Genomic DNA, 23,136 nt, shown 5'->3' with positions numbered 1-23,136 from the left:
GCGAACCTCCGGATCAGGCGTGAATGGCGCGGCCAAGCGCGTCGAGGCAGGCTTCCTTCACAGCCTCGCCCATCGCCGGGTGCGCGTGGCAGGTGCGGGAGACCTCTTCAACGGTGGCGCCTTTGGTCATTGCCAGCACCAGTTCAGCAATCAGGTCGCCGCCATGCGCGCCGCAAATATGGGCGCCGAGGATCTTACCGCCGGGCGTTGCCAGCACCTTCACCGCACCGTCGGTTTCACCAGTGGAGCGGGCCCGGGAATTGGCCATGAAGGCGAACTTTCCGGTGATGTAGTCGGTGCCTGCCTCTTTCAGCGCTTCCTCGGTCTGGCCGACGGAGGCAACTTCGGGGTCGGTGTAAACCACGCCCGGCACAGTGTTGTAGTCCACATGGCCATGCTGGCCTGCCAGCATCTCGACACAGGCGACGCCGTCTTCCTCTGCCTTGTGGGCCAGCATCGGTCCAGGCACACAGTCGCCGATGGCAAAGATGCCCGGAACAGAAGTGGAGAAGCGCTCGTCGACCTGAATGAAGCCCCTTGGGTTGATGGAAACGCCCAAGTCTTCCAGGCCCAGCCCGCGGGTTACCGGGCGGCGGCCGATGGCGACCAGCAGCTTGTCCGCTTCAAGCTGCTCTTCCTTGTCCTTGCCGACACGGTCCAGCGTCAGGGTGAGGCCGTTTTCGCCCTTTTCGATGGTCTTGAGCGCGCGGCCCAGCTGGAACTTCAGTCCGCGCTTGGACAGCGCGCGCTGGGCCAGTTTGGCGATCTCGCCATCGATGCCGGGCAGGATACGGTCGAGGTATTCCACAACCGTCACTTTGGAACCTAGGCGGGACCAGACCTGGCCAAGCTCAAGCCCGATCACGCCGGCGCCGATCACCACCAGATGCTCTGGCGCGGCTTCAAGCGCCAGCGCACCGGTACTGCTCAGCACGTCCACTTCGTCGATCTCCACACCAGGGAGGGTGGCGGGTTCCGAACCAGTGGCGATGAGGATGTTCTTTGCGGTGTAGGTTTCGTCGCCGACCTGCACATGGCCCGGGGCGGTGATGCTTGCCCAGCCGTCTATGTAGTCGACCCCGTTCTTCTTGAACAGGAACGCGATGCCTTTGGTCAGGTCGGCTACGATCTTTTCCTTTCGCGCCATAAGTGCGTCCAGATCCAGACTAACCTCCCCGGCTGAAATGCCGTGCGAGGAGAGATGGGAGAGTTCCGCATATTTGCCTGAGGAGGTCAGCAGGGCCTTGGAGGGAATGCAGCCAACGTTGAGGCAGGTGCCACCCAGAGAGCCGCGGCCTTCGACGCAGGCGACTTTCAGACCCAACTGTGCTGCACGGATTGCTGCGACATAACCGCCCGGACCGGCTCCGATCACGATCAGATCATATGCGCTCATGTGGTTTCTCCTCCGAAAAGCGGTTCAGGACCGGCACGTATTCAGTCGTATACGACGTTCGATCTCCTATAGGAAACTTTTTCCCTTTTGCAAACATAAAGTGCGGTCACGGAAATTTTGACCCGCAGATACATCAAAGCTAAGGTGCTTGCAGATCAGGAGAATTCGCGGAATGGAACCAATTCCCTTAGAAGAAACAGGACTGGGTCCCGAGGCGGTAGAGGCCCCGGATGGAGAAATCCTTGGGAAAATGATTCGGGATGCCCGCAAAGAAAAGGGACTGACGCTGGAGGAAGCGGCCAAGGCCGCAGCCATTGGCAGGTCCACCTTGTCCAAGATTGAGAACAACCAAACCCGGCCCAGTTTCGAAATTATCCGCCGACTGATGCAAACGCTGGAACTGGAAACACCTCAATTGTTTGTGCAGTCAGGCCAGAGCGGCGTCACAGGACGACGGGACTTCACTCGTACCGGAGAGGGTGAGCACAAGGAAACCACCACTTACGATCATGAGCTGTTGTGCAGTGAACTGACCAGCAAGCGCATGGTGCCATACATCAGTACAATCAAGGCGCGGGACGTGACCGAGTTCGACAACTGGGTCCGCCATCAAGGGGAGGAGTTCATGTTTGTTTTGAGCGGAGAACTGGTCCTCTATACTGAGCATTACCGGCCGTTGCGGATGAGGACGGGTGATTCAGTTTACTATGACAGCGGTATGGGCCATGGCTGCGTCTCGGTTAGCGAAGAAGATGCCAGGGTTCTTTGGGTGTCTCTGGAAGGGTGAAGCTCCAAGACTTTTGAAGGGCCGAAGCTGTTTTCGAAGCCGCCGCTCCACGAGAGAGGCGCCAATCAAGAGAAAAAGCCGGGCAGAGTTCTCGTGTTTAACGAGAATTTGCCTTTTTCAGTTTTAGGGAACGTCATGACGTGGGGCAGAAGTGCAGCTGCGGTCAAGCGGTCTCTCGCGTGTCCAGCGCGTCGAGGCAGACCGTAAAGCGGATTGTAGTGCCGGCAACTGCTTGCGGGTCGCACCAAATCAGGCCTTTGTGCCGCTTGGCGATTTTCGCGCAGGTAGCCAGACCGAGGCCCGTACCAGGCTGTTCTCTGCCGCGCTGCAGCCTTTTGAACGGTTCAAAGATCTTCTCCCGATATTCCGGCGGAACGCCAATCCCATTGTCAGAGACAGAGATCATCAGTCCGGATTCGGCAGGTTCGGCAACTACGGAAATTTCAGGCGTCCTGCTGCCACTGTACTTGATAGCATTGCTGACCAGATTTTGCAGCAGCTGTACGATATCCGGCGGGAAGCACAGCACGCTCAATCCGTGGGGCTGCCATTCCAGCCGGGCGCCCGACACCGCAAGGTCCTGGGCCAGGACTGCGCGCAGGCTGTCAAAGAGGCTTTCAACAGTGACACGCTCCGCTCGTCCTTCGCTGTGAGGGTTGATATGGTTGGCCAGCCGTTCGATCAGTTCGGACGTTTTATTTACTGACTTCTTCATCAGGTCGAATTGCCTGGCAACCTCGTCAAGGTCGCCGCTCTCGTACTCCTCCTGGATCTGTTCGCTTAGAAACTTGATGGCCCTCAGGGGCGCGCGCATGTCGTGGACCAGCACATCCGAAAACAACCTCAACTCGCTTTGCTGCTCTTGGATCCGCCAGCGCATGTCTGCGACTTTCAGCCCGTTTGCGATCATCCGATTGAGTGCTTCTGCGCTGAGAGCTGACTTGGGAATATAGTCGCTGGCTCCGGCCAGAATTACGCTCTTGGCAATCTCCTCATCACCGTGACCGGTTGTCATAAACAGCACCGCCCGCGGCCAAGCTTCGTTCAGCCGTGTGATAAGGTCCAGCCCGGTCCCATCGGGAAGCAGATAGTCCAGGAAAATCACGTCGGCGGGATGCCCGGTGTGTTCCAGCGCAGCTTCGCCGCTTTCGGCTTCGGTGATTTTAGCCCCGGGATGTGTTTTCGTCAGAAGCCGGCGCAGCAGCTTCCGGTCTCCGGCGTCATCATCAATGAGCAGGATCTTGAGAACTGCCATCAGCCACCTTTCCAGTGTGAATTTCGGGTATCTCAACAATGCGCCAATAGCTGTCGAGCGTAGCCATCAGGTCAGCAAACATGTCGCCAGCTTTGGATTTCCGAATATAGCCTGCGACGTTGTTAGCGTAAGCCTCGGAAATGTCGCGCTCGTCATCCGAGGTCGTTAGCACAAGGAAAAGGATGTTATGGAGCAACGGGTCAGCACGGATTTCCCGCAGCAGTTCTATTCCATTCTTGCGCGGCATCTTGATATCACTCAGCACCACGAAATGAGGCGGCGGTACCTGGTTCATTTCGCCGCGCAGAAAAGCCAAAGCTTCAACACCGTCCGCAAACCGTATCACCGGGTTGGCGATCTTAGCCTTTTCGAAGGCCCGGTGCAGAGCCTTGGCATCGGCATCATCATCCTCGACAAGAATAATATTCAAGGCCGGGCGGCTTGGTAGAGATGCAAGCTGCAACCTAAAGTCACTCCTCTGGCCTAGGGTTTCCGATGGGTGAAACTGTGGCGGAACGGAACATCCTTGGATCGGACTTCGCCCAAAAAATATGCTATTGCAGTAGATTGGGCGATACGCGGGCGGTGAACTCACGGGTGTCGTCAATGACGCTATCCAGATCATCCATGAATGCCACCAGATCTTTGCAGCTTCGCTCGAGCATTGTCACATCTGCCAATACGGCAGGGGAAACACTGTCGTCCTGACGGGCTTGAGATTTCACAACTCTGACTCCCGCGAGGGTCCGGCTGAGCAGCAGCCGGAGGTCGGGGCCGCATCCAACGATGAAACGCTGGAAAATGCGCCGCAGCTCCTTCTCAGAAGCCCGCGCACTGGAGAGCTGGCCATAGAGCGCCCGCCGTTCGATGGCGGAGGCAATTGACTTGATCAGAGCATCCACCGACAATTCTTCCTTGACGATGTAGTCCGCACAACCGCGGCGCATGGCCTCCACTGCGGTCTGATAACTGGTGACGCTCGTCAGCATTATCGGCACAGCCTGCACTTGATCTTCGTGAGAGAGCAGCAGCTTCAGGGCATCAAGGCCAGTGTCCATACCCAAGTTATGGTCCAGAAACACCAGGTCATATTGTTCCTGATCCAGTCGCCGCCGCATCTCGTCCAGATTCGCAGCCTCAAAGAACTCGGCCTCCATTCCGGCCTTGCGGCACAGTTTCTTCAGGCGCAGCCTGTCAATTTCGTCATCATCAACTGAAAGGATGTTGAGAATCACGGGTTGCATAAAAGGCGGAGCGGTCACCTCTGAAAAACCATTGTCACTCATTATGTACCCCTTTGTGTTGAGATGATCCTTCGAGCAAAGGTCACCTGAGCGAAACACTCTTAAGTTGAGTGTAGCACATTCAATCACGCTTAGGGTCATTATCTGACGGGAGTTGATTAAGGAAAGCTGAGCGGTGCGTGAAGGCTGGAGAATTTAACGTTCTCTCTATGGTTGAAGGTGGCTATTTGTGAGGGTTTTATAGGGCTTTGCCACGATCACGACGCTTCGAATTTTTTGAAAATTACTGAAAGTTCGCAACATGCGCAAAGCTGCGCACAAGTGTTTTTACCAGAGCATTTGGTCAGAATTGCCTCTGCAGGGCGTGTGGGGATACGAGTTAAAAGACTGCTGCTTTCCGCCGGCGGCACATTAGCCGCTATTACCCCTTTGGCTGGCCTGCTCGGTGGCGGCCTTGTAGCAACTGGACTGCCTGAAGGCGCCGCGTTTTTTTGCGGCGCCTTCTGTTGTTTTTTAGAAATCCTGCCAGAGATCGCGGGCGGCATTGCCGCTGCTGGCGGCAGCTGCCGGTGCCGGGCTGGCCTCGATCTCCCAGTTGTCCTCGCCATGCGCCGACGGCGCGGGCCTGGCGGCCGGGGCGGCGGCGGGGGCCGCTGCCGGGGCCGGGCGGGCGGACAGGGTGCCGCCGGAGACCCGGAAATGCGCCACCAGTTCAGCCAGCTTGCCGGCATCGGTGTTCAGCATGTGGCCGGCCGCAGTGGCCTCTTCCACCATTGCCGCGTTCTGCTGGGTGACCTGGTCCAGCTGGGTGACCCCGGTGTTGATCTCGTGGAGGCCGGTGGACTGCTCCGCCGCACCCTCGGCAATGCCGGAAACCAGCTGCGAGATATGGGTCACCTGCTCGACGATGCTCTGCAGCGCCTCGCCGGCCTTGCCGACCAGATCGACGCCGCGCTCCACCTGTTTGGAACTGTCCGAGATCAGCGTCTTGATCTCCATCGCCGCATCCGAGGACCGCTGCGCCAGGGCGCGCACTTCGCTCGCGACCACCGCAAAGCCCTTGCCGGCCTCACCCGCCCGCGCCGCCTCGACGCCTGCGTTCAGCGCCAGCAGGTTGGTCTGGAAGGCGATGTCGTCGATCACGCTGATGATCTGGCTGATGTGGTTCGAGGACTGCTCGATCTCGGTCATTGCCGAGACCGCGCTTTGCACCACTTCGCGGTTGTTCTCCGCCTCGGTGCGGGCCTCGGCCATGGTGGCCTCGACGCTGCGCGCGCCGTCGGCGGCGGATTTGACGGAAGCGGTCAGCTCATCCAGCGCCGCGGCGGTCTGTTCCAGCGTTGCGGCCTGGCTTTCGGTGCGGTGCGACAGGTCGTCGGAGGCCTGGCTGATCTCGGCGGCGCCGTTGCGGATGCTGCCGGAGGCCTCGATCACCTGCTGCACCGTGGTGCTGAGGTTGCTGACGGTGCTGTTGAAGTTCTGCCGCAGCTGCTCGTATTCCTCCGGGAAAGCGCTGCTGATCGGCTGCGAGAAATCGCCATCGGCGAGCTGCACCAGGCCAGAGCTCAGTTTTTCGACCACCTGCTGCTGCTGCCGCTGCATCTCGGCGCGTTCCTCTTCGGCGGCGCGGGCCAGCTTCAGGTCGTCCTGCATGGAGACCAGAGTCTTGCCGATCTGGCCGATCTCGTCGCCGCGGCTGGCCGCCGCGACCTCCGTATCGAGATCGCCCGAGGACACCGCCTCCATGTCCGCGCAGATCCGGTCGATCGGACGCGTCACAGAGCGCGCAAAAAGCCAGCCGACGAGGGACACAAGGGCGGCGCAGATCAGAGAGATCAGGATCATAATTTGCTGCTGGGCAACCGCCGGCGCCAGGATTTCATCCTGGTCAAGTTCCGCAACCAGTGCCCACTGGAGGTTGCGGAATGTCACTGGTGCCGAAACCGCGGCAACGGTGCTGCCGTCGGCCAGTGCGGTTGATGGGTGGAAAGTGCCGCCCGCCATGTTGTCATCAGAAGCGTTTGTTTCAGTAAGGTCTGCAAAGGCATCCAGGAGATAGGCCCGTCGCCCCAGGTCGCCCAAGAGACTGTGGCCTCCGTCCTGACGCGAAGCGGTTCTGGCTTTGAAGTCCTGACCGGCAAGGTAAACGTCGAGGGTTTCCAAGTCGCCGCCAAAGTCCGTAATGATCGCGGATATTTCGTCAATTGCGACCTGCACCGCAAATACACCAATGAAACGTCCGCCGCTGTCTTGGATTCGGGTCGCAGCGAATGCCGCGGGTGCGTCCGCACTGGGTGCGTAAGGTGCAATATCAGAGAAATAGACATGCTGTCTTTCACCTGCCACAGCAAGCTGGAATGCCTGCGCCAGACCAGTTCCATTGTATGGGCCGGAAACCACGTTGGTGGTGTAGTCGGCTTCCTTGGTGACCGAAAAGATCACGTCACCCTCTGGAGTGAGCAGGAAGATGTCGTAATAGCCCAGGCGTTCCATGATTCCTGCGAATGCCGGGTGGCTGCGCTCAAAGTGAATATCGTAGGGTGATGACGCCGAGGCAAACATAGACAAATTGCTGACTTCTTCCTGGCCGCTGCCGCTACGGGTGCCCCAAGTTACGCCCATGTCTTTCATCGCTTTTGCGGTGGAGGGAACTGCGGAGACTGTGACAATAGCCGCTTCAATGGATTCGAGGTAGTTATTCAGCGCTGCTTCGCGGTCACGGACCAGAGATTGCAAGACGATCTCAGCATCATGGATGACACTACGCCGGAAGTAGCTGGTGCTGAAGGTGATCAGGACAATGGTTACCGTCACCGCTGTGCCGACCACCAGCAGAGGGAGTTTTTGAGAAAGCTTAAGAGACTGCAACATTTTCAATACAACACCTCCGGCAGGCATCTTCCGGCTTGACGCCGGGGTAGGGGACTGGATTGGGTTTGATACAATGTCAGATTGATTTTCGATCCGTTAATGTTGCGGAAAAAAGGCGGCAAAAACTTTCAAGATGATGGTATTTCCCTGCCGTGGCTGACCTGCTCAGGTGGTGATTGACCGGTCCGGCGTTAACGTGTTGGGCGTGGCGGCATGGGCCGAATTGGTTAATGGCTGCGGGCAGGCTGTCGCTTCGCCGGGATGGATTCGTTAATTTTTTCCGCTCTGGTGACCTTGTTTCGCGACAATCAACCGCGTTTCCGGCCGGATTTCTCCTTAGGCAGATCATCGACTTCCCCTTTGTTGTTCTGGATTTGGAAAAAATATTTACACTTTGTTTACTTTCTCTAGCCAAGCGGCAGACTTTTTTGCCATGGTTAAGCATCAATAACCGGGGGGTTAGGGAATTGTTAACGCTGCCGCATTCTGTCCACCTTTTGGTCTCAGCCCGGCAACATTGGGTCTCATTCCAGCCGCACGCTTGAATGACGATGCCCTTGTGGGAACCTGGAGTGGGTTATGAGACTGACTATTGCTGCAATTGTGGCATGCCTGTCCCTGGGCATGCCCCTAGGCGCGGCTGCGGATGAGCCGCAGGCACGCGCCGGGTCTACACAGGGGCTTGAAGCCGTCGGCCGGCTGAACATCGCCAACAAGAGCATGTGTACCGGTGCGCTGGTGGCACCCAATTTGGTGCTGACTGCAGCGCACTGCCTGTTCGATCCAAGGACAGGTGCACGGGTCGACCCGCAGAGCATCTGGTTTGAGGCCGGATTGTCTGGGCGCCGCGCAGTTGCGTTGCGCCAAGTGGTAAAGGCGGTTGTGCATCCGCAGTACCAGTACCGTCCGTCGGGAACGCACCAAATCGGAAATGATCTGGCTGTGCTGCGGCTGGACCGGCCAATCAGCAGCCGGCAGATCGTGCCGCTGGCCATGCACGCGGGTGTCCAGCGTGGCGATACCCTGGATGTGATGTCTTATACGCAGCATCACGCCACCCGGCCAAGTCTGAAACGATCCTGCAGTGTTCTGGCGCGTAAGAGCCGCACACTTGTTATGTCATGCCTGGTGGATTTTGGGGCTTCCGGGTCGCCGGTGCTTGAGCTGCGCCCGGGCCGGGCACCGCGGCTGGTATCGGTGATTTCCGCGAAGGCAGCCATGGGCCGGAGACCGGTGTCGATCGGAACCGCACTGGACGCCACGCTCAGTGACCTGATCCGCCGGGCCGGCTGACGCCCCTTTCCGGCAACCTAACGTTCGGAGGCTGCTCCCAATTGGAGCAGTCTCTTCGTTTTCTAAGGCTCGCGAAGTGCCTCACGTGACTTGTAGAGCGGTTTCAGCAGGTATTGCAGCACCGTCTTGGCTCCGGTCTGCAATTCTGCAGTGGCACGCATGCCGGGGCGGATCTCAATCGATTGCTGGCGTTCGGTGAAACCGGATTTGTCCACCCGCACCGTCACCCGGTAATAGGGATCAGCGCGCGGATTGCGCTCATCCTCGAAGGTGTCGGCAGAGACGAAATCCACCTTACCGCGCAACGAGCCGTAGATGGTGTAGTCATAGGCGGACAGCTTGATGGTGGCGTCCTGGCCGGGTTGAACGCTGGCGATATCTTCAGGCTTTACCCGCGCCTCGACGAACAGTTCCTCGCCCAAAGGTATGATCTCCAGGATCTCCTCACCGGGGCGGATTACGCCGCCGATGGTGGTGACAGCCAGACTGTTCACGATCCCCGCCATCGGGGATGTAATGATCGTGCGGTTCAGCTGATCAACGGCCAGCCGCTGTTCCTGCCGGAGGGTGGTGATTTCCCGCAGGGTCTGGGCGTATTCCTCAGCCTGCTCAAGCTCGGCCTGAGTACCGATTTCGTTAAATTTGGCGCGGGCATCTGTGGCGGCCTTGCGGGCCTTGTTCACTTCGATCAGCGCCACGATTTTTTGCTTGTAGAGCCGCTCCATGTTGGCCAGCTCTGCGTTCAGCTGATCCATGATCTGCCGGGCGCTGTCGCGGCGGCTGGCAAAGTCGGTCTGCCGCGCGGTCAGCAGGCCGCGCTCTGAGGCCAGAATGCCAGGCGAGCGTTGTGCCAGCATGTCCGGCACGGCAAACTCAAAGGCCCCTTTTGTCTGTGCTTCCAGCCGGTGTCGCCGGATCTCCAGCGCATCAATCTGGTTTTGCAGTTCGTCCGCGGCTGTGCGGAACTTGGTGTCCTGCAGCTTGGCCAGCACCTGGCCTGCGGTCACGATGTCGCCCTGGCGTACATGCAGTTCCGCCAGAATGCCGCCCTCCAGGTTCTGCACGATTTGCGCGCGCGAGGAAGAAACCACCTGGCCCTCGCCGCGCACAATTTCGTCGATGGAGGCAAAGGCCGCCCAGATCAGGAAGGTGAGCACTGCCGCCAGCGCCAGGTAGATGATGCGGCTGGCGCTGCGCGGAGCCTCCATGTTGCCGTAGGGGTCGTGCAGCGCCATGGTCATTTGCCTTCTCCTGCGGCCAGATGTGCCAGAACCTGATCGCGCGGGCCATCCACGACCATCCGGCCGGACTGCAGGATCAAGGTCCGGTTGGTCAGTGACAGGATCGGCATCCGGTGTGTAGCGATAACCGCGGTGCGGCCCTCCAGCCAGTTCTCGAGGCGGCTCACCAGGGTGCGTTCCAGTGTCTGGTCCAGCGCCGCAGTGGGTTCATCCAGCAGCACGACAGAGGGGTTTTGCAGCCACAGCCGCGCCCAGCCGATCGACTGGCGCTGGCCGATCGACAGTCCGTGGCCGCCATCGCTGATCTCCAGGTCCAGCCCCTTGTGGTGGTTGCGCACATGGGCGCCAAGACCCGCAAACTCCAGCGCCTCCATCAGCCGGTCGTCGTCGCGCTCCAGCTGGTTGAGGTTCAAGTTGTCGCGCAGGGAACCGGCAAACAGCCGCACGTCCTGGCTGAGGTAGCCGATGTTTGCGCGCAGGTCGCGCGGATCAATTTGCGCCATGTCGGTGCCATCCAGCAGGATACGGCCCCGGTCGGGCGCATATAGCCCGGACAGCAGTTTCAGCAGGGTGGACTTGCCGGAGCCATTGACGCCAAGGACCGCAACCCGCTGGCCCGGTGTGACCGCCACCGCCTGCACGTCCAGCGTCGGGGCCGCGTCATCCTCATAGCGGAACATAATCTCGCGCAGCTCGAAACGGCCCTCGATTTTCTGGCGGCGCAGATAGGTGCGTTCCTGCTCTTTCTCCTGCGGCGCCTGAGCGATGGCGTCCAGCCCCTCCAGCGCCGCCTTGACGTTGCTCCAGCGCGCCAGGGTAGCGGCAAACTGTGTCAGCGGCGCCAGCGTGCGGCTGGTCAGGATGCCGGTCGCGATGATTGTACCGACTGTGAATTCGCCCGCAAACACCAGCAGAGTGCCCAGCACCACCGCGGTGATATAGGTTGCCTGCTGCACGCCCTGCGACCAGTAGGTGAGGGCGCTGGACAGCTTGCGCTGCTCGGTCGCGGAGTGTGAAGACAGCGTGTTCAGCTCATCCCACAGCCGCAGCACCCGCTCCTCGCCGCGCTGGGTCTTCACGGTGTCGAGTTCTGTGACTACTTCATGCAGCAGCCGCCCGGCCTTGGCATTCGCACCCTGGGTCTGGCGGGTATAGGCGATCATCTTCTTCTGCATGAAGTAGGCCGGCAGCAACATCAGGATGCCGCCCGCGATGATCACCCAGACCACAGGACCAGCGATCGAGGCGACCAGCAGCAGGAACACTGCGATGAAAGGGATATCTGCCAGCGTAGAGATGGTGGAAGAAGTGAAGAACTCCCGCACCGAGCCGAAATCGCGCATCGCGGCAAACAAGCCTGAAGGCGGCAGTGGCTTTTTGTCGGACCTCATGCCAATCAGGCGGCGCATCAAATTGTGCTGCACCGATAGTTCAATCTGGCGGCCTGCAGCATCGGTCAGCCGGGCGCGGGCCAGTTTCAGCATCGCTTCCAGCGCAATTGCTAAAAAGGCACCGACTGCTAGCACCCACAACGTGGCGTGCGACTGATGCGGCACCACTCGGTCATAGACTTGAAGGGAAAACAGCGCGACGGACACAGCCAATATGTTTGCCACCAGCGAGCCAAGCATAATCTCACCCACTTGGCGGCGGTATTTGGGGAATTCGCTCCAGAACCAGTGGCCGGGATCAATCTGCGGCGTGTGCTTGGCCGCCATCTGCTTGAGCGAGGGGCGGGCCGACAGCACGGTGCCGGTGAAATAGGGGCTGAATTCCGCCAGCGGCACCTCTGTGCGGTTATCCGGGCAGGAGGTGTCATAGATGGTCAGCGCATCGTCGGCCTGGCCCAGAACCAGCACGCACTGGCCGCCGGACATTATCGCTAGCGCCGGCCACAACGCGGGGGCAAGGCTCTGCTTTTCAAGCACCTTGGGCTGCAGGCCGACGGATTGCACTGCCTTGGCCAGCGTGTGCAGCGACAGATCGCCGGGCGTCTCCTGCCACAGGAAGGCGGCGACATCGCTGACGGGCACTTCGCTGCCCTTCAGGGCGGCTAGGGTGGCGATCAGGCTGGCCCGGTGCTGGATGCGGGCGGCTGCCCCTTCCAGCAGGGAGCCAACCTCGGGCTGTGCGTCCTGCGGCTTGGGCCGGTTGTCTGTCTTCGGCTTGATCTGCGTGTTTGGCCCGGGGGGTGCGGCAGGGGCCGGAGCATTGGCGGGTTTGATCCTGTCCTGCGCGGCAGTTTTCGGCGCGGCAGCGGGAACGGCCCGCAGAACCGGCTTATTCCCGGGCGCGGGTTGAGGGCGGGGCGGCTTTTGCGTTGTGTCGGTCAAATTTTGTCCCCATCAGCCAGCAGCCCCAGATCGCGTGCCAGTTCCAGCTGGATCAGAACCACCTCGAACTTCGCGTCGATATAGGCCTGCTCGCGGCGCACCAGCTCTTCATAGACCTGGATCACTTCCATTACCGGACGCTGACCTGCCTCGAATTGCTTCTGGAACAGCTCATATGTTTCGCGGCTGCGGCGCACCAGCATGGCGGTCTCGCCCTCCTGCCGCTGATAGGAGGCGATCTGCTGCACTTGGCGGCTGTAGGCGCGCCGGGCAGCTTCCTCAGCTTCTCCCACCTGACGCTTGGCGGCTTCCTTTGAAGCTTCCAGAGCCTGAATCGCAGCGGGTGTGCCCAGCCCCAGCGGCTGTCCGGTGCCCAGGGTAATACCGGCACCCGACCCGTCCGTGGTTACATTTCCAGCCGCGGAAATTTGCGGCAGGAGCCCGGCGCGGCCGGATCTGGCCTGGGCAATGGTGCGCTCCGCCTCGGCGCCGACCTTAAGCACTGAAAGGAACTGGCCCTGTTCGGGCGGTGTGCCAATTGACAGATGCGAAGGCTTCTGGCCGAAACTCTGCCCCGTCATCGCCTGCAATTCAGCACGGGCAGTGGTTGCTGCGTCCCGGGCGGTGGCAGTGGCGGTGCGGATGCCGCTGATTTTGCTGTCCACCACGTTCAGGTCGGCGCGGTCGGAAACGCCGCCATCGACGCGGCCCTGCACAATGCGGCGGAATTCCTGCATCCGGCGCAGGGCTCGGTCGCCGTAAGCGGCCTTCTCATCCCCGCGCAGGGCAGCGGCATAAAGGCCGACGGCAGTTTCCACCCGGCCGTTCATGTCCTGCGACAGGCTGACTGCAGCGACCTCCACATCGGCGGCGGCAAATTCCCGCTCCGCCTTGCGGCGGCCATTGTCGAACAGCACCTGTTCAATCAGCAGCCCGGCAACCAGATCGCCAAGGTCGGTCAGGCTGACGGACGGCCCCAGTGTCGGCAGCCAGTTTTTGGACGCGGCCTCTGCCCGCAGCTTGGCGCTGATGAGCTCTGCTTCCGCCGCGCGGGAAGATGCGGCGATGGCTGCCGTTGCAACCTGCCCGAAGGCGCTGTCTTCGGCCAGCAGCGAGCGGCGATCCATCAAGGCGCTGATGACTTCGGAGGAGGACTCGCCGGTCTGTGCGAAACTGCTGCGCGGTCCACCGCTTTCTGTATCGCCAATAGGGGCCGGTGCGCAGGCCGATAGGCTGCACATCGCTGCGATGGCGCAAAAATAGCGTCCCGGTTGCATCCTGCTCTTCGCCCTTTTGTTCAAGGCTTTTAATATCTTGGGCCCGGCGGCAGTCAGTACCGCCGGGCCAGCAGATCAGATCACGGTATTGACGTCTTCATCGACCAGGATCGTGGTGCCATCGTCGCCCAGGGTGTAGACATCGTAGGTTTCACCGTCGATGGTTTGGCTGCCATTGGCAGTTGCGCCTGTGATGGTCAGCGTGTCATCCGAGCCGCCATGTACGGTAAGCGTGTCAGAGTTGCCTGAGAGCGCGTTGATGTCGGCCTCAGTCAGCGTCAGATCGACGTTGTCCGCATGCACCAGGTTCAGCTCGTCGATGTTGAACTGTGACAAGCCAGCGTGGTCCAGAACGGAGGCATCAGCACCGTCTTCAAACACAACCATAGTGCCTGAGCTGTTGCCTGCATCATCGACGCGGTTGACCACCAGGTTCGACCCGTCTGGCACTGTTTCATCGAAGCTGAACAGGGTGTTGCCGCCACCGAGATCAGTTGAGGTTCCGGTGACATCGTCCACCGCTCCACTGCTTGTCAGTTCATGTGCGGTATCGTCGTCCTCATAGTCATCGCTGAAGAAACCAGTGACGCCGGCGCCAGTGTCGATGATATTGCCGACATTCGGCGCATCGTAATCCGTATCGACCTCAAAGGCTTCCGTCAGAGTTGCGGTATTGCCTGCCGGATCTGTCGCCGTGATAACTGCGCTGCTGCTGTAGGTTCCTTCGGGCAGATCGTCTGCGTCGAACTCCACGCTCCAGTTGCCACTCGAATCCACGCTTGCACTGCGGGTCAAGCCTTCGATGGTGACGTCGACCGAAGAACCGGGCTCGACGGTTCCAGTCAGGGTCAGCCCTGCAGCGCGTTCAGCGTTGTTGACGATGTCGTCGCTGGTGATGCTGTCGGCTTCAAATGGCACCACCTCTGTATCGATGGTCAGAGTGTCGGTGATTTCCGCAATGTTGCCGACAGCGTCTGTTGCTGTGACGGTGACATCTGCTTCATAGCTGCCTTCCGGAATGTCGGACGCGGCGAAGTCCACAGTCCAGTTGCCGCTGCTGTCAACGGTTGCGGTTTCTGTTGCACTGCCCAGTTGCACTACCACCGTGGAGCCTGGCTCCACAGTGCCTGTCAGAGTCACACCGTCGCTGTGCTCGTCTTCATTGACGATGCCGTCGCCTTCGACGCTGGCAGTGTCCACGGTGAGGGGATCGACCAAAGTGTCTACGCGCAGGTCTGCAGTGGCCGTCGCTGAATTGCCCGCAGCATCGGTAGAGGTGACACTGACTGTGGTGTCATATTCGCCAGAGGGCAGGGAACCTGCTTCGAACTCCGCAGCCCAGTTGCCGCTGGAGTCCGCGGTGGTGGTGCGGGTCACGCCTTCGACGGTGACGCTGACCGTGGCACCCGCTTCGGCAGTCCCGGTCAGGGTTACCCCGGCGGTGGCCTCTGCGTTGCTCACGATATCGTCGCCACCGGCCTGGTTGGGATCAATCGCCACCGAAGTGATGGTGTCCACCCGGACCGTGCCGGTGACCGTTTCGGTGTTGCCATAGGCGTCGGTCGCCGTGGCAGTCACGTCGGCGTCGTATTCTCCGGACAAAATTTCGGATGCCGCAAAATCGGCACTCCAAGTGCCATCGCTCGCGGCCGTAACCGTGCGCGTCACGCCCTGGAAAGTGACTTCGACGGCTGCGCCTGCTTCGGCAATGCCAGTCAGAGTCACCCCGTCTGCGGCCTCTGCGCCATTGATCATGTCGTCGCCGCCGGCCTGCCCATTTTCAATTGCAACCGTGGTCTCCGTATCGATACGGATCGTTGAACTGGCGGTTGCCGTGTCACCGGAGGCATTTGTCGATGTGACGCTGATCGGCGCGTCGTACTCGCCGCCGGTGATTTCGGATGAGGCGAAATCCGCGCTCCAGGTGCCGTCATCGGTGGCCGTTACTGTACGGGTTACGCCCTGAAAGGTAACTTGCACGGTGGAACCGGCTTCGGCAGTGCCTGTCAGAGTCACTCCGGATGCGGCTTCGGAACCGCTGATTGTATCGTCGCCGCCAGCTTGGCCGCTGTCAATTGTCACAAAGGTGTTGCCGTTGTTGCCACCGGTTCCACCACCACCACCGCCGCCGGTTCCACCACCGCCGCCGCCGCCGGTTCCACCGCCGCCACCGCCTCCGGCTATAGCGGCGGCGCCAACTACACCTGCGGCAGCGCCTGCCGCGCCAAGGCCGCCGAACAACGGGGCCGCCAAGGGCGCAACAACCGGTTCAATCCGGTCGACGTCCAGAAAGACCATATCGTCGTAGGCGCTCCATTTGCCTGCCAGGTCGAGCGGTTCGTAGGTGGCAAACAGCATGCCGCCGGATTTGTCTTCCAGCACGACTTCTATGAATTCGCCTTCCTGGCTGAGGAACAGGTTTTTGCCGCCCGACGCCCCGAAGGAGTAGTAGTTCTCCAGAACCAGTTCCTGGCCGTTTGCCAGCATGATATGAAGGTTGTTGCCCTGCCGGGAGTAGCTCTCAACATCGGCGGGCCTGAGATTCAGTGAGATGTCCTTGGAATGAGACGCATCAAGCCTTGCCAGCGTTTCCTCGGAAAAATTTCCATGCTGCGTAGTGCCCGCCATGTCGCGGGTGATGTATGCGACCGTGCTCATAAACTTACCGCCCATCTAAAAGCGCCGTGGCCCGGAATTCGGCCGGCGGCGTGTGGTTTCGTTGCCTGTAATTTTGCCCATCGGCCGTCTTTTGCGGCCATTTTGAGGCCACAATGTGACAATTTTTCCAGTCCTGTCTAGTATATGAGCTGCGCACTTGGGGAGATTTGGTCGCCGACCGTGTCCTGACTGCCGCAGATTTTCTAAGGCTTTTCACGCTTCTGTGATGTCACTCCGCAGGCTTTCACGGGGGAAAGCAGTGCCGTGGCAAGAGGCGAACGCCCGTTCAATATAGACTTCGGAGCGAGCTGCAAGGGCTGCGGCGCCGCCTTTGAGTGGACGGTTTCAGGAAGAGCAAACGGCGGGGAAAGCTTTGAAATGCCGCGCTTCAAAAAGGCAGTGTGCGAACAGTGATCGCTGGGATGTGAAGATAATTTTCCGCAAAACTTTCTGGCAATTAATTAAAAGTACACCACTTTCAGATAGTAAGAAGTTCGTAATTGGTGTAAGCTCGAGAGTAAGTAACACGACGCCGATAGCCCTGGTTTCCGGGCGCAGGCCGCCGCGAAGAGCGGCCAGCCGGACGTAACACCGCCAGAAGCGGCGCCGAGCAGAAATCAGAACTCAACACTAACGCGGACATCCATGCCCACGTGCTGGGCACTCTCTGTCCGTGCGCGATCTTAAACGCCAGGAGGAACGGCGCGAGTTAACCAGGAGGCTTGATCCAAGATGAAAGACATTGCCGAACTTTTTGCAGAGCAGTACGGCGAAACGCGCGAGCAGGAAATGCCGCTGCAGGAGTATTTGAACGCCTGCCGTGACGATCCAAGCCTGTACGCGAACGTCGCCGAGAGGATGCTGAAGGCAATTGGCGAAGAGGAGCTGGTGGACACGTCCAAGGACGCGCGGCTCGGGCCGATCTTTCAGAACCGGACAATCAAACGCTACAGCGCCTTCCACGATTTCTTCGGTATGGAAGATACAATTGAGCGGATCGTCGGATACTTCCGCCACGCTGCTCAGGGACTGGAGGAACGCAAGCAGATCCTCTACCTGCTAGGCCCCGTTGGCGGCGGCAAGTCCTCTTTGGCGGAGCGTCTGAAACGCTTGGTTGAGGATCAGCCGATTTATGTGCTGAAAGCTGGTGACCAGATATCACCGATTTTCGAAAGCCCGCTGGGGCTGTTCGACCCTGTCCGGATGGGCAAGGTTCTGGAAGAGGAATACGGTATTGCGCAGCATCGCCTGCCGGGTCTGATGTCGCCTTGGGCGGTGCAGCGGTTGGATGAATTTGATGGCGATATCAACAAGTTCTCGGTTGTTCGGCTGTATCCTTCGCGCCTGCGCCGGATCTGTGTGGCCAAGGTGGAGCCGGGCGATGAGAATAATCAGGATATCTCGACCCTCGTCGGCAAAGTCGACATCCGGCAGCTGGAGCATTTCAGCCAGGACAATCCAGACGCCTACAGCTTTTCCGGCGGTCTGAACCGGGCGACCCAGGGCGTTCTGGAATTTGTCGAGATGTTCAAGGCGCCGATCAAGATGCTGCACCCGCTGCTGACGGCGACCCAGGAAGGCAACTACATGGGGACCGAAAGCTTTGGCGCGATCCCGTTCAATGGCCTGATCCTGGCGCATTCCAATGAGTCAGAATGGCAGTCTTTCAAGAATAACAAGAACAACGAGGCGTTCATCGACAGGGTGTCAATCGTCAAGGTGCCTTATTGCCTGCGGGTCTCGGATGAAACGTCGATCTATGAAAAGCTGATCGAGTACAGCGAACTGCGGGATGCCCCATGCGCACCTGAAACGCTGAAGATCCTCAGCCGCTTCTCGGTGCTGACGCGCCTGAAGCCGCATGAGAATTCCAACCTCTACTCCAAGATGCGGGTCTATGACGGCGAAAGCCTGAAGGACACCGACCCCAAGGCGAAGACGGTGCAAGAGTATCAGGACCGCGCCGGCGTGGATGAGGGGATGAACGGTATTTCCACCCGCTTCGCCTTCAAGGTGCTGTCGACCACCTTCAACTTCGACACCAACGAGGTGGCAGCGGACCCGGTGCATCTGATGTATGTGCTGGAGCAGATGATCAAACGCGAGCAGTTTCCGCAGGAGACAGAGCAAAAATATCTGGAGTTCATAAAGACCGAACTTGCCCCCCGTTATGAGGAGTTCATCGGCAACGAAATCCAGAAGGCGTACCTCGAAAGTTATACAGAATACGGCCAGAACGTCTTTGACCGTTACATCTCCTATGCCGATGCCTGGATCGAGGAGCAGGATTATAAAGATCCTGATACCGGCCAGCTCTACAACCGCGAGGTTCTGGATGCCGAGCTTAGCAAGATCGAGAAGCCGGTCGGCATCGCCAATCCCAAGGACTTCCGCAACGAGGTGGTCAAGTTCGCTCTGCGCCACCGCGCAAATACCGGCAAGAACCCGGCCTGGAACTCCTATGAGAAGCTGCGCGATGTGATCGAGAAGCACATGTTCAGCCAGGTTGAGGAGTTGCTGCCGGTAATCTCCTTCGGGTCCAAAAAGGACAGCAAAACCGAAGGCAAGCATCAGGAGTTCGTCGAGCGGATGCGCGGCCACGGCTATACCGACCGCCAGGTGCGGCGTCTGGTCGAATGGTACATGCGGGTCAACAAGGCGGGCTAAAGAGGAGCGCTGTGCAACATGCATCATTTCATCGACAGGCGCGCCAATCCAAAGGGCAAGAGCCTCGGGAACCGCCAGCGGTTCCTGCGGCGGGCCCGCGAGAACATTAAGGAGCGCGTCGACCAGTCGGTCCGGGGGAAGTCGATCCAAAGCGGAAGCGGTGTCCCGGATGAAGGCGAAAAGGTCACCATCCCGACCCGGGGATTGAAGGAGCCGCGGTTCTTTCATTCCTCCAAGGGCGGCATGCGCCGCCACGTGCTGCCGGGCAACAAGGATTTTGTTGTCGGCGACACCATCAAACGGCCGCAGGGCGGTGCCGGGCAGGGCGGCCGCCAAGCGTCTGAGGACGGTGATGGTGAGGACGAGTTTTCCTTCACCCTGACCCAGGAGGAATACCTGGAAATCCTGTTTGAGGGGCTTGAACTTCCGGATCTGGTAGAAAAGGCCACGGTGGAAACCGAAACCATTGGCACCCGCCGCGCCGGTCTGACCACTGCGGGCACGCCAAACAACCTGAACCTGGTGCGCACCATGCGCAATTCGCTGGGCCGCCGTATCGCCCTGCAGCGCCCCACCACCAAATCCCAGCGCGAATTGGAAGAACAGATCGCTGAGCTGGAGGCGCTGGATGAGCGCACCCCACCGCAGGAGGATTTCCTGGAGGCGCTGAAAAAGCGGCTGGAGGGCATCATCCGCAAGCGCAAAGTGGTCGGCTACATCGACCCGCTGGATCTGCGCTACGATACCTTTGTGCCTGAGAAGATCCGCAACTCACGCGCCGTTGTGTTCTGCCTGATGGACGTGTCGGGCTCCATGCAGGAGCGCGAGAAGGATCTGGCAAAACGCTTTTTCCTGCTGCTGCATCTGTTCCTTGAGCGCTGCTATGAGCATACCGAACTGGTGTTCGTGCGCCATACCCACCACGCGCAGGAAGTGGATGAGGAAACCTTCTTCTATGCCCGGGAGACCGGCGGTACCATCGTGTCGACCGCGCTGGAGAAGATGAAAGAGATCATTGAGGAACGCTATCCGCCAGATGAGTGGAACATCTATGGTGCCCAGGCGTCTGACGGTGAAAACTTCGGCAATGACTCGGTGCGCTGCAAGAACCTGCTGCTGAACGATCTGCTGCCGGTCAGCCAGTTTTATGCCTATGTGGAAATCGTTGATGAGGCTGCGGAGATGCTGCTGAACAACCCGGAAGCAGGCGAAGACCTGTGGCAGAACTACCGCGAGGTGAAGGCGCAGGCGCAGCATTTCGAAATGCAGCGGGTTTCCCAGCCCGGTCACATCTATCCGATTTTCCGGGAGTTCTTCCTCCCCAAGGTGAAAGGGATGCAGCATGCAGGCAGCTGAAAAGGCGCGCGAGCCGCTGTTTGACGGGCCGGAATGGACCTTCGAGCTGATGGAAAAGGCGCGCGACGCGATTGAGCAGATCGCGCTCAAAGACCTTGGATTGGACGTCTACCCCAATCAGATCGAGATCATCTCAGCCGAGCAGATGCTGGACGCCTATTCTTGCGTTGGCCTGCCGCTGATGTATCAGCACTGGTCCTTCGGTAAGCATTTCGCCCGCGATGAGGCGCTCTACCGCACCGGTCGTCAGGGGCTGGCTTATGAAATCGTCATCAACTCCAACCCCTGCATCAGCTACAACATGGAAGAAAACACCATGGCGATGCAGACGCTGGTGATGGCGCATGCGGCCTTTGGGCATAACCATTTCTTCAAAAACAACTATCTCTTTCAGCAATGGACCGATGCCGCGGGTATCCACGACTACCTGGCGTTCGCAAAAAACTACATCGCGGCTTGCGAGGAGCGCTATGGCCCGATGGCTGTAGAAGAAGTGCTGGACGCCGCCCATGCGATGCAGTCGCAGGGTGTGTTCCGCTACGGCCGTCCGCCCAAGCCCACTAACGAAGAACTGGTGGCGATGCAGAAGGTGCGCGAGGGCTACGAAAGCGGCCAGAGCGTGCTGGATATCTGGACTGACTCAACCCTTGGCCGGGACAAGCTGGAGCTTGTCGAGGACGCCGATTACAACGCGCGGCGCAAGATGATGAATCTGCCGCAGGAAAATATCCTGTATTTCCTGGAAAAGCACAGCCCGGTGCTGGAACCATGGCAATGCGAGATCCTGCGCATCGTGCGGATGCTGGCGCAGTATCTGTATCCGCAGAAACAGACTAAGGTCATGAACGAGGGGTGCGCGACCTTCGTGCATTACTACATTATCAACAAGCTGCATGAGCAGGGCCAGATCACTCAGGGCGCCTATATGGAAATGCTGCACAGCCACACTAATGTGGTGATGCAGCCGGAATATGACGATCCGCGTTATTCCGGCATCAACCCTTATGCGCTGGGCTTTGCGATGATGCAGGACATCCGCCGCATCTGTCAGGATCCGACCGAAGAGGATCGCGAATGGTTCCCTGACTTTGCCGGAAACCCGGACTGGCGCGGAGTGCTGCGGGACGCTTGGGCGAACTACCGCGACGAAAGCTTCATCCAGCAGTTCCTGTCGCCGCATCTGATCCGCAAGTTCAAATTGTTCACCCTGACCAATGATGCGGAGCTTCCCAATCTGGTCGTCAGCCAGATCCACAATCGGGCCGGCTACAAGGCGATCCGCCGCGATCTGGCCAAGCAGTATGACCTCGCCTATCTGGAGCCGGATATTCAAGTGACCGATGCCGACCTGCGCGGCGACCGGGAGCTGAAGCTGACCCACACCGTGCGCGATGGCATCCACCTGGACGAGGACGACCAGGAAGAGGTGCTGAAACACCTGCGCACGCTTTGGGGCTATGATGTCCGGCTGGACGCAGTGGAAGCGACCACCGAAAGCTGATTGTCAGCTGACAACCTATGCGCGACAACGCAGGCCCAGAGGCCTGCGTTTCATCTGTTTCACATGAATCCCGGGATCAGAATTCGACCACGGCACGGATCGACTTGCCTTCGTGCATCAGCTCGAAGCCTTCGTTGATCTGGTCCAGCGTCAGCTTGTGGGTGATCATCGGGTCGATCTCGATCTTGCCGTCCATGTACCAGTCGACGATCTTGGGCACGTCGGTGCGGCCGGATGCGCCGCCGAACGCGGTGCCGCGCCAGCTGCGGCCGGTGACCAGTTGGAACGGGCGGGTGGAAATCTCTGCACCGGCAGGCGCCACGCCGATGATGATAGATTCACCCCAGCCTTTGTGTGCGCATTCCAGTGCGGTGCGCATAACGTTCACATTGCCGGTGGCGTCAAAGGTATAGTCGGCGCCGCCGCCGGTCAGCTCGACCAGATGTGCCACCAGATCGCCCTCGACCTCGGCCGGGTTCACGAAATCGGTCATGCCGAACTTCTCGGCCATTTCAACTTTGCCGGGGTTCAGGTCGACGCCGACAATCTGGTCAGCACCGGCCAGCCGCAGGCCCTGGATCACGTTCAGGCCGATGCCGCCGAGGCCGAAGACCACTGCGCGCGAGCCGATTTCCACCTTGGCGGTGTTGATCACAGCACCGATGCCGGTGGTGACGCCGCAGCCGATGTAGCAGACCTTGTCAAAGGGCGCGTCCTCACGGATTTTCGCCAGCGCGATTTCCGGCACCACGGTGTGGTTGGCAAAGGTCGAGCAGCCCATGTAGTGGTGGATCGGGGTGCCGTCCTGCATGCTGAAACGGGTGGAACCGTCTGGGAGCAGGCCCTGGCCTTGGGTGGAGCGGATCGCCTGGCACAGGTTGGTCTTGGGGTTCAGGCAATACTCGCATTCACGGCACTCAGGGGTGTAAAGCGGGATCACATGGTCGCCGGGCTTCAGGCTGGTCACGCCTTCGCCGACCTCGATCACGACGCCCGCGCCCTCATGGCCCAGGATCGCCGGGAAGATGCCTTCCGGGTCATCGCCGGAGCGGGTGAATTCGTCGGTGTGGCACAGGCCGGTTGCCTTGATTTCCACCAGAACCTCGCCCGCTTTGGGGCCTTCGAGGTTCACTTCCATGATTTCCAGCGGTTTGCCGGGGGCAACCGCAACGGCAGCGCGGGTCTTGATCATGTGACTGGTCCTTCGTTCTATTCTTCGGGACCGGGCCGCCAATTGGCGGGTCCGGGGTGAATGCT

At 59.7% G+C, this 23,136-nt stretch carries 15 protein-coding genes; 5 read left to right on the top strand and 10 right to left on the bottom strand.

All coding sequences use genetic code 11. From position 1 onward, the window contains the following. Positions 1-13: 13 nt before the first annotated feature. Positions 14-1,396: a dihydrolipoyl dehydrogenase gene (lpdA, locus tag N6L27_RS13365; RefSeq protein ID WP_271907769.1), complete on the bottom strand. Its 1,383-nt coding sequence runs from the start codon at positions 1,394-1,396 to the stop codon at positions 14-16. 172 nt (positions 1,397-1,568) lie between these two features. Between lpdA and N6L27_RS13360 the strand changes: the two genes are divergently transcribed. Beyond that, positions 1,569-2,183, top strand: a complete 615-nt coding sequence (locus N6L27_RS13360; RefSeq protein ID WP_271907768.1) for a helix-turn-helix domain-containing protein — start codon at positions 1,569-1,571, stop codon at positions 2,181-2,183. Positions 2,184-2,346: 163 nt separating this feature from the next. On the opposite strand, the gene N6L27_RS13355 is transcribed toward N6L27_RS13360, so the two are convergent. The 4 genes from N6L27_RS13355 to N6L27_RS13340 all read right to left on the bottom strand — a co-directional run bounded on the left by N6L27_RS13355 (position 2,347) and on the right by N6L27_RS13340 (position 7,559). Next, positions 2,347-3,438, bottom strand: a complete 1,092-nt coding sequence (locus N6L27_RS13355) for a sensor histidine kinase (RefSeq protein ID WP_271907767.1) — start codon at positions 3,436-3,438, stop codon at positions 2,347-2,349. Beyond that, positions 3,410-3,868 (bottom strand): response regulator, encoded by a 459-nt coding sequence (locus N6L27_RS13350; protein ID WP_271907766.1) that lies wholly within the window; start codon positions 3,866-3,868, stop codon positions 3,410-3,412. Before N6L27_RS13350 ends, N6L27_RS13355 begins: the two co-directional genes overlap by 29 nt. A gap of 124 nt (positions 3,869-3,992) precedes the next feature. Beyond that, positions 3,993-4,724 carry a response regulator gene (locus N6L27_RS13345; RefSeq protein WP_271907765.1) on the bottom strand — a complete coding sequence of 244 codons (732 nt, stop codon included), beginning with the start codon at positions 4,722-4,724 and terminating at the stop codon, positions 3,993-3,995. A 471-nt stretch (positions 4,725-5,195) separates the two neighbouring features. Further along, positions 5,196-7,559 carry a methyl-accepting chemotaxis protein gene (locus tag N6L27_RS13340; protein ID WP_271907764.1) on the bottom strand — a complete coding sequence of 788 codons (2,364 nt, stop codon included), beginning with the start codon at positions 7,557-7,559 and terminating at the stop codon, positions 5,196-5,198. A gap of 573 nt (positions 7,560-8,132) precedes the next feature. Here N6L27_RS13340 and N6L27_RS13335 point away from each other — a divergent pair. Next, positions 8,133-8,846 (top strand): trypsin-like serine peptidase, encoded by a 714-nt coding sequence (locus tag N6L27_RS13335; protein WP_271907763.1) that lies wholly within the window; start codon positions 8,133-8,135, stop codon positions 8,844-8,846. Between the two features lie 62 nt (positions 8,847-8,908). On the opposite strand, the gene N6L27_RS13330 is transcribed toward N6L27_RS13335, so the two are convergent. The 4 genes from N6L27_RS13330 to N6L27_RS13315 form a co-directional block, all read right to left on the bottom strand. Further along, positions 8,909-10,087: an HlyD family type I secretion periplasmic adaptor subunit gene (locus tag N6L27_RS13330; protein WP_271907762.1), complete on the bottom strand. Its 1,179-nt coding sequence runs from the start codon at positions 10,085-10,087 to the stop codon at positions 8,909-8,911. Continuing rightward, positions 10,084-12,420: a type I secretion system permease/ATPase gene (locus N6L27_RS13325; RefSeq protein WP_271907761.1), complete on the bottom strand. Its 2,337-nt coding sequence runs from the start codon at positions 12,418-12,420 to the stop codon at positions 10,084-10,086. Before N6L27_RS13325 ends, N6L27_RS13330 begins: the two co-directional genes overlap by 4 nt. Then, entirely contained in the window at positions 12,417-13,697 is a 1,281-nt protein-coding gene (locus N6L27_RS13320; protein WP_271907760.1) for a TolC family protein, read from the bottom strand. Before N6L27_RS13320 ends, N6L27_RS13325 begins: the two co-directional genes overlap by 4 nt. Before the next feature lie 75 nt (positions 13,698-13,772). Continuing rightward, positions 13,773-16,355, bottom strand: coding sequence for an Ig-like domain-containing protein (locus N6L27_RS13315; protein WP_271907758.1), 2,583 nt, complete (start codon positions 16,353-16,355; stop codon positions 13,773-13,775). 732 nt (positions 16,356-17,087) lie between these two features. Between N6L27_RS13315 and N6L27_RS13310 the strand changes: the two genes are divergently transcribed. Genes N6L27_RS13310 through N6L27_RS13300 form a run of 3 tightly spaced genes read left to right on the top strand, consistent with a single transcriptional unit; the run spans position 17,088 to position 21,879 of the window. Beyond that, positions 17,088-19,022 carry a PrkA family serine protein kinase gene (locus N6L27_RS13310; RefSeq protein ID WP_271907757.1) on the top strand — a complete coding sequence of 645 codons (1,935 nt, stop codon included), beginning with the start codon at positions 17,088-17,090 and terminating at the stop codon, positions 19,020-19,022. 18 nt (positions 19,023-19,040) lie between these two features. Then, positions 19,041-20,378, top strand: coding sequence for a YeaH/YhbH family protein (locus N6L27_RS13305; protein WP_271907756.1), 1,338 nt, complete (start codon positions 19,041-19,043; stop codon positions 20,376-20,378). Then, entirely contained in the window at positions 20,365-21,879 is a 1,515-nt protein-coding gene (locus N6L27_RS13300) for a SpoVR family protein (RefSeq protein ID WP_271907755.1), read from the top strand. The genes N6L27_RS13305 and N6L27_RS13300 overlap by 14 nt, the downstream gene beginning before the upstream one ends. A gap of 76 nt (positions 21,880-21,955) precedes the next feature. On the opposite strand, the gene N6L27_RS13295 is transcribed toward N6L27_RS13300, so the two are convergent. Further along, positions 21,956-23,068 (bottom strand): S-(hydroxymethyl)glutathione dehydrogenase/class III alcohol dehydrogenase, encoded by a 1,113-nt coding sequence (locus N6L27_RS13295; RefSeq protein ID WP_271907821.1) that lies wholly within the window; start codon positions 23,066-23,068, stop codon positions 21,956-21,958. Positions 23,069-23,136: the final 68 nt, after the last annotated feature.

Origin of the sequence: Leisingera sp. SS27, from assembly GCF_028368855.1 — a bacterium.
Taxonomy (GTDB): Bacteria; Pseudomonadota; Alphaproteobacteria; order Rhodobacterales; family Rhodobacteraceae; genus Leisingera.
Note: the sequence above shows the minus strand (reverse complement) of the source record. Positions and strands in the feature narration are given on the sequence as shown.